Consider the following 7,187-nt stretch of genomic DNA (forward strand, 5'->3'; position numbering starts at 1 on the left):
TGGCGAACCCGGATACTTTCCGTCCGACGCTCTCGCCAGACCTCAGGAACGGCTACGAGATGCCGCTGTTCCGTAAGGGTTCACCTCGGCCGGAAGCTGGGTTCCAAGCTTCCTTTCGACAGCAACGACGCGCTTCTGTGGGTGCTGTCCCTTCCGGATACGCAGCTCCGTACGCCCGCAACCAGATGCTTCGAGGAACTTGCCGAACTCTGGCACCTGCGGTTCGCATCACGCTACCCGGAAGGGCTGAAGGTCAACTCGCCGAGGACCAAGATCAAAATCGAATACCGGGCGGCGAGCGGAGGCTTCGGGGGCAGGGTGGACCTGTCGGATAGCGAGCTCGGGCCGCTTCCCGACGTCGCTGCCCTTTCCGCGCCCATCGATGGGCTGAGAGACCTTCTCAACGCGTGTACCGACGAACTTGCCGCCTACAGCCGTCTTCTTGGGAAGAAACCTGAGGCCAAGGATACCGTCGAGGCCGCTTTCCTGTTGCCCAAGGAGATACTGACGTCCGGCTCGGGGACGGGAGCCGCAGCGCTCAAGCGCGTTGACGATCTTTTTGGTGATCACAGGATCGCCGGGGTCAAGGTGACGCGACTGGCGCAAGCCCTGGGAATGGAGATCCCGCCCAAGGGAAAACTCGGCGCCGGCCTGTGCAACCAGATCGGCGCCTTGATGGACAAGCTGGATGTCGGCTTCGAGCCGGACCGCAGGTATGGCTCGCGCGGCCTGGAAGCCGACGGCTACATTTTGCTGTTCAAGGCGAAGGAAGGGGCTCCCGTGGACGGCGAGGCCTCCGCCTATGCTGCCGCCAGGGCGATGGTAGAGGTGGCGGCGCTGGCGGCCGTTTCCGACGGAAAGGTCGAGCCCAGCGAATTCGAATCGATCAAGGCGGACATCCGTTCGTTTCCCGGCGTGGGCGGCGTCGAGCGCGGCAGGCTGATGGCGTACGCCAGCACGCTTCTCAGGGACCCGGCGGCGCAGCAATCCGCCATGAAGAAATTGACTAACATCGGGGCAGACGCACGCGCCAGCGCCGTCCGGGCGGCTACTTCGGCTGTCCTGGCGGATGGTCATGCCGCCCCAGACGAGGTGAAGTTCCTCGAACGGCTCTACAAGGCGCTCGGCTACCCGGTGGAGGATCTGTATTCCGCCCTTCATCGGGGGGCGGTCGCGCTTGACCAGCCCGTCGCCGTCGCACCGGAGATACGGACTCCCGGCATTCCGATCCCCGCGCAGCCCCCTGCGTTCCACTCGGGGGGTGTCAGGATAGATCATGGCCGGCTGGAGCGGATCAAATTGGAGACCACGGCCGTGTCGGAGCTTCTTGCGGGCATCTTTGTTGAAGAGGAGCCGCCGTCCCCTCCGCCTCAAGTCGGGGAACCTGTGGCTGCGGAAGGAAAGTTCGCCGGCCTCGACGGCGCTCACGCCAGGTTGCTGAGCCTTCTGGCCGAGAGCGGCGAACTGGATCGGCAAGCGTTCGAAGACGAGGCGCGGAAGCTTCGGCTGTTGCCCGACGGAGCGATCGAGACGATAAACGAATGGGGTTTCGACAGGTTCGACGAACTTATAGTCGATGGCGACGAACGCGTTTCAGTCGCCGAGCATCTCAGGGAGAAGCTGCAGGAAGCGAGGGTGGAAGCATGACGGCTTTGACGACTATCAAGACGCGCGACCGCGACGCCATTCTGCAGGCGCTCGCCGCCGGCGTCGTCCCGAAGACGGGACTTCGTCACGTGCAGGTCGGCCGTGCGGCCGAGGTGGGAGCGTTGGTCCGCGATATCGACCGCATCTGCGAAGGCGGGGCTGCGATCCGTTTCGTGATCGGCGAATACGGGGCAGGCAAGACCTTCTTCCTGAACCTGGTGCGCATGGTGGCACTCGAGCGCAAATGCGTCACGATCCACGCCGACCTTGCGCCCGACCGCAGGATTCATGCGACGGCAGGCCAGGCGAGGGGACTTTATGCCGAAGCCGTCCGGAATATGGCGACGCGGACCCGGCCCGACGGCGGCGCACTGCCGAGCGTGGTCGAGCGCTTCGTGACGGACTGCATTCAGGAGGCAGGACAAGCGGCTGTGCCGGTCGAGCGCATCATCGACCAGCGTCTCGCGCACCTGCAGGAACACGGCGGCGGCTATGACTATGCGACGGTCCTAAAGGCGTACTGGAAAGGAAGCGAGGATGGCGACGAGGTTCTCAAGGCCTCGGCCCTCCGATGGCTGCGCGGGGAATACTCCACGAAGACTGAGGCACGCCAGGCGCTTGGCGTCCGCAACATCATCGATGACGACAACGTCTATGATTCCCTCAAGCTGCTGGCAGCGTTCGTGAAGCTTTCAGGATACGCGGGGCTGTTCGTCGTCTTCGACGAAATGGTGAACCTATACAAGCTTCAGAGCGCCCAGGCACGCAACCAGAACTTCGAGCAAGTCCTGCGCATGCTCAACGACGTGCTACAGGGGAACTTCGGCGGCTTCGGTTTCGCGTTCGGTGGTACGCCGGAGTTCCTCATGGACACCCGCCGCGGCCTGTACAGCTACTCCGCTCTGCAGTCCCGCCTTTCCGAGAATGCGTTCGCGACGAACGGTCTGGTCGATCTTTCCGGTCCGGTGCTGCGCCTTCAAAGCCTCACGCCGGAGGACCTTCTGATCCTTCTTTCAAATATCCGGGCAGTGTTTGGCTACGGCGACCCGGCCAAGAACCTCGTTCCGGATGAGGCGCTTCCGGCATTCATGGAGCATTGCAACAAGCATGTCGGCGACGCCTACTTCAGGACGCCGCGGAACACGATAAAGGCGTTTGTGCAGTTCCTGGCAATCCTTGAACAGAATCCTGGAACGGAATGGGCGAGCCTGGTGGGCCGCGTCGACATCGCGCCGGATGCCGAAAGCTCTTCGGCGGACGAGAGCGAAGGCGAACCCGAGGGTGGGGACGAGGATCTTGCCACCGTCAGGCTCTGAGACTCCCTCCGGATTCGACAGGCTTCATGAAACGATCCGGCGCTGGATCTGGGAGCGGAAGTGGGAGGAACTCCGCGATGTCCAGGACAAGGCCATCGCAGCGATCCTTGGCGGCCGGAATGATGTCCTGATCGCGGCCGCCACGGCGGCCGGGAAAACGGAAGCCGCTTTCCTGCCAATCCTGACGAAAGTGGTGGCGCGGACGGAGCCGGGCGTGTCAGTCCTCTACGTGAGCCCGCTCAAGGCCCTGATCAACGACCAGTTCCGGCGCCTGGACGACCTCTGCGAGCGAATGGAGATCGACGTCGTCCGATGGCATGGGGATGCGCCGCAAGCCGCCAAGCAGCGGACAAGACGCGATCCGCGAGGCGTCGTCCTGATAACTCCGGAATCCATTGAGGCGATGCTCCTGGGTCGTCCGGGCGATGCGAGGAGGATGCTGGGCGCCTTGGACTTCATCGTCATCGACGAACTGCATGCCTTTCTGAGCGGGCCGCGCGGCCTCCACCTAGCGACCTTGCTGCGGCGGCTGGATATGCTGTCAGCAGAGCCAGCAAGGCGGATCGGGCTTTCCGCCACGATAGGCGACCTATCCTTTGCCGCCGGCTGGCTGAACCCGGCTTCGCCTTCGTCCGTTTCGATCGTGGAGTCCTCGGCCGACTCGCCTGAGCTAAGGCTCCAGGTGCGAGCGTACGCGGATGGCGAGGACGCCGAAGAAATCGACGGACTGGAGGCGGAGGAGAAACCAGTCGCGCTCGACTTCATTGCCGATCACATGTTTGCGACGCTTCGCGGAGCGAACAACCTTGTATTCGCTGGGTCACGCAGGCGCGTGGAAGCACTGGCGGACAGGCTGCGGAGGCGATCCGAGAATGGCGGTGTTTCCAACGAGTTCTTCCCCCATCATGGCAGTCTCTCGAAGGAATTGCGGGAGGAACTCGAAGACAGGCTGAAGCAGTCCGACCTGCCCACGACAGCCGTCGCGACGACGACGCTGGAACTCGGCATCGACATCGGATCGATCAAGTCCGTGGCCCAGGTTGGGGCGCCGCGGTCGCTGACGTCGCTTCGCCAACGTCTGGGACGCAGTGGCCGGCGGCGCGGCGTTCCTGCAATCCTTCGAATGTATGTGCGGGAACGCAATCTCGGACAGGATTCCGACCCACTCGATCACCTGAGACTGGAGACGGTGCGTGCAGTTGCCGCGGTGCGCCTGCTCGTCGCAAAGTTCGTCGAGCCACCTTCCGTCGTCGACGCCGTTGCGACCGTCTCGCTTCACCAGACGCTCTCCTTGATCGCACAGGAGGGCGGGCTACGAGCAGATCGCCTTTTCGAGACGATATGTTCGGCGGGTCCGCTTTCCGTCCTGGGAAAAGGCGACTACGTCGAGCTGCTGCGCTGCATGGCATCCCAGGATAATCGGCTGCTTGAACAGGCGCCGGATGGAACCGTCATGCTCGGCGAGATCGGGGAGCGCCTTACGGCTGGCCGCGATTTCTATGCCGTGTTCTCGACGGACGAGGAGTGGCGGATCGTATCCGGCGGGCGGACGCTTGGCGCCATCCCGATCTCGAATCCGGTCGCAGTTGGAGTGGTGATTGCGTTCGCGGGGCAGCGCTGGCGCATCGAATCGGTGGACGACCGCAGCAAGGTGCTCGAGGTCGAGCCGCATCGTTCTGGAAAGATCCCTCAGTTCGACCACGTGATGAATGAACCCGTCCATGACAGGCTCTCGGCCGAGATGCGAGCGGTCCTGGAAGGCGACGACATTCCCGCCTATCTCGACGCGGCCGCCGCCGACTTCCTGCGCCAGGGGAGGGAGGTCTATCTGGAGCGCGGACTGCGGCAAACCAGCTTCCTGCAGGCCGGGAAGGACACGCACGTTTTGACCTGGAGAGGTACCGAAGCCAATGCCGTTCTCGCCTTCACGCTGGTTTCGGCAGGCCTTGAATGCGCGGTGCACGAAGTCGGCGTGACGGTTCTGGAGACTACGCCCGAAGAAGCCGAAGCGGTCCTTCGTCAGGTGGCCGAACGCCCGCCGGATGTTCAGTCCATCTCAGAGTTCGTCGAGAATATCGAGACGGCGAGGTTCGACGGTATGGTCTCTGAGCCACTTTTGAGAAGGCTGTGGGCCAAGGCGCGCGCGAACATAGGGAAAGAGATCGGCGCGATCGCGGCAGAACTACTCAATCCGCGCGGCTGAGCGTGGAGAACTAAGAAATTGTCGCCCAGCGGGCGATCGGCTCACCGGAGAAATTCGGTTCAGCCGCCGCTTAAATAGGAGGAATGACGCATGGCGAGGCAGCATTCAACGCCTCTGGTTATCTCCGGCGACGGAGCTTCGGTAGTGGCTGCAAGACTCCTCGATCTTGGCGGAGGGGGACATGGCATGACCGAGGCGGCGATCCAGGACCTCATTCATCGGTTTCCATCTTGCCTGCCCATCGCCGAGATCGATCCGTTATTCGCCAACCCGGTGCCGATTTGCCGCGAGCTTTCGACGCCGGCCGGCCCAATCGACAATTTCATGGTCACGCCCACAGGCCTGCCAGTGCTCGCTGAATGCAAGCTTTGGCGCAATCCAGAAGGCAGGCGGGAGGTAGTTGGGCAGATTCTCGACTATGCGAAGGAACTAGCGCTTTGGACCTCATCCGACCTGCAGCGCGAGGCCGGCCGACGAGTGGGCGCGGAAGGAAATGTCCTCCTGGATCTGGTTCGGGCTGCAGGGAACGATGTGGACGAGATCAGCTTCAATGACGCGCTGACACTGAACCTGAGGCGAGGGCGGTTCCTGCTCCTGATTGTGGGTGATGGTATTCGCGTCGGGGTGGAGACGATCGCCGAGTATCTGCAAGGCCATTCCGGCCTTCATTTTACATTGGGCCTCGTCGAAATGCCGATCTACCAGCTGGCAGACGGGGCGCGGATCATCGTGCCGCGTGTTCTCGCGAAGACACAGACGATTGTGAGGAGCGTTATCGCGCTTCCGGATGGCTTCGTTCTGTCTGAGGACGAAGAAGAGGAATCCTCTGGTTCCGTCGAGTCGCCGGAGAGACGAGCCGGCCGGGAGCGGCGCAACGCCATCAGGCAGAGCTTCTGGCAAGATTTCCTGTCGGGGCTCCGCCTCGACGATCCGGATCAGATGCGGCCCCCAGCTGCGCTTGGCGGCCATATCGTCTTCAAGTTCGGAGCTCCCGGTGGCTCAAGTTGGTTGACGGTTTACCGTGATGTGCGCAACAACCGCGTCGGTCTGGACCTTTCCTCTAATCGAAACTCGGTAGGCGAGCGGGCGTCAAAGGCGCTGGCCCCCCAGGCGGAAGAATTGGCTGCGGAGTTGGGCCCAGGGGTGACTATCGATTTTGAGGGCGATAGGCCAATTATTGCACAGGACTTCACCGTGCGGGACCTAGAGAACCCAGAAGACCGCGAACGTGCCCTCAACTGGCTTCAGGAGCGAACAAACGCGTTTGTAAACGCACTCCGGCCGCGCATCCGTTCGGCGCTTCGCGATTTGGTGGAGGAATGAGGTCCGATGCGGCAGGCGACAGTGAAGCGAATCGGTTAGGATGCTTTAGGGGGACATCCTGTAGCCGTGATCTCGGACCCGCTGGAACTCTCTCTCGGCTTCCAGCTTTCTCAACAGGACTTCTTTGCGCCTGTCGTTGGCGGCGATGTCCGCCTCGGTTTGTGTGATCGGGCGAGCAAGGTCGGCATCGTTGTAATACCGTCCCTCTTCGTATGACGATCCTGGCGGCGCGGACTTCACCTTGTAAATGAGGAACGCCATCATCGTCTCGCCGGTGAGGCGCCTTATGTCATCGGGAAGGAACACCTCCTTGTAGGCGCGCATGAAATCGACGCCGTGCCTTTCGGCTGATGGTTCCGGAAGTTTTTTGATTGCGAGATCGAGCTGATCGGCAGGGACGCCAACCATGACCCGATACGAATGCCTGGAGTTTGCGACCGTCAGTTCCCAGAAAGGTGGAAACGCCGGATCGTAGAACTCGTTCCGTCGGAAGTGGACGACGAAGTTCGGAGTGTGTCGCGTCCCCTCGCGCAGGTACGCTGCGATCGGGTCCAGGTTGTCATCATAGTCCGTGCTCTTCCGCCCGCGCATGCCTTGCTCCTCAATCCGTCGACGAAGACTGCGTGCCGGCTATGCAAAGATCAAAGAGCGTACAGGCCGTCGGGCAACCGCTACGCGGATGCTGAAGCTCGGCGCGC

Annotated in this window: 5 protein-coding genes; 4 read left to right on the forward strand and 1 reads right to left on the reverse strand. The window is 62.3% G+C overall.

Annotation, left to right across the window (positions count from 1 at the left end):
* The 4 genes from FJ956_RS30210 to FJ956_RS30225 all read left to right on the forward strand — a co-directional run.
* Positions 1-1,647: tellurite resistance TerB C-terminal domain-containing protein (locus FJ956_RS30210; RefSeq protein ID WP_210243617.1), on the forward strand; the 1,647-nt coding region annotated here is incomplete at its 5' end.
* Complete coding sequence (locus FJ956_RS30215) at positions 1,644-2,963, forward strand: ATP-binding protein (protein ID WP_140684979.1); 1,320 nt, start codon at positions 1,644-1,646, stop codon at positions 2,961-2,963. The genes FJ956_RS30210 and FJ956_RS30215, both read left to right, overlap by 4 nt.
* A complete protein-coding gene (locus tag FJ956_RS30220) occupies positions 2,944-5,166 on the forward strand; it encodes a DEAD/DEAH box helicase (RefSeq protein WP_246681619.1) in 2,223 nt (740 codons plus the stop codon). Before FJ956_RS30215 ends, FJ956_RS30220 begins: the two co-directional genes overlap by 20 nt.
* Positions 5,167-5,352: 186 nt before the next feature.
* Entirely contained in the window at positions 5,353-6,489 is a 1,137-nt protein-coding gene (locus tag FJ956_RS30225) for a hypothetical protein (protein ID WP_246672156.1), read from the forward strand.
* Positions 6,490-6,534: 45 nt separating this feature from the next.
* On the opposite strand, the gene FJ956_RS30230 is transcribed toward FJ956_RS30225, so the two are convergent.
* Positions 6,535-7,080: a hypothetical protein gene (locus tag FJ956_RS30230; RefSeq protein WP_140680850.1), complete on the reverse strand. Its 546-nt coding sequence runs from the start codon at positions 7,078-7,080 to the stop codon at positions 6,535-6,537.
* Positions 7,081-7,187: the final 107 nt, after the last annotated feature.

It is taken from the genome of Mesorhizobium sp. B2-4-3, from assembly GCF_006442815.1.
GTDB lineage: Bacteria > Pseudomonadota > Alphaproteobacteria > Rhizobiales > Rhizobiaceae > Mesorhizobium.

Excerpts from the sequence above, each read along its gene's own strand:
- FJ956_RS30215 (WP_140684979.1), top strand. The coding sequence starts at position 1,644 with ATGACGGCTTTGACGACTATCAAGACGCGCGACCGCGACGCCATTCTG.
- FJ956_RS30230 (WP_140680850.1), bottom strand. The coding sequence starts at position 7,080 with ATGCGCGGGCGGAAGAGCACGGACTATGATGACAACCTGGACCCGATC.
- FJ956_RS30225 (WP_246672156.1), top strand. The coding sequence starts at position 5,353 with ATGACCGAGGCGGCGATCCAGGACCTCATTCATCGGTTTCCATCTTGC.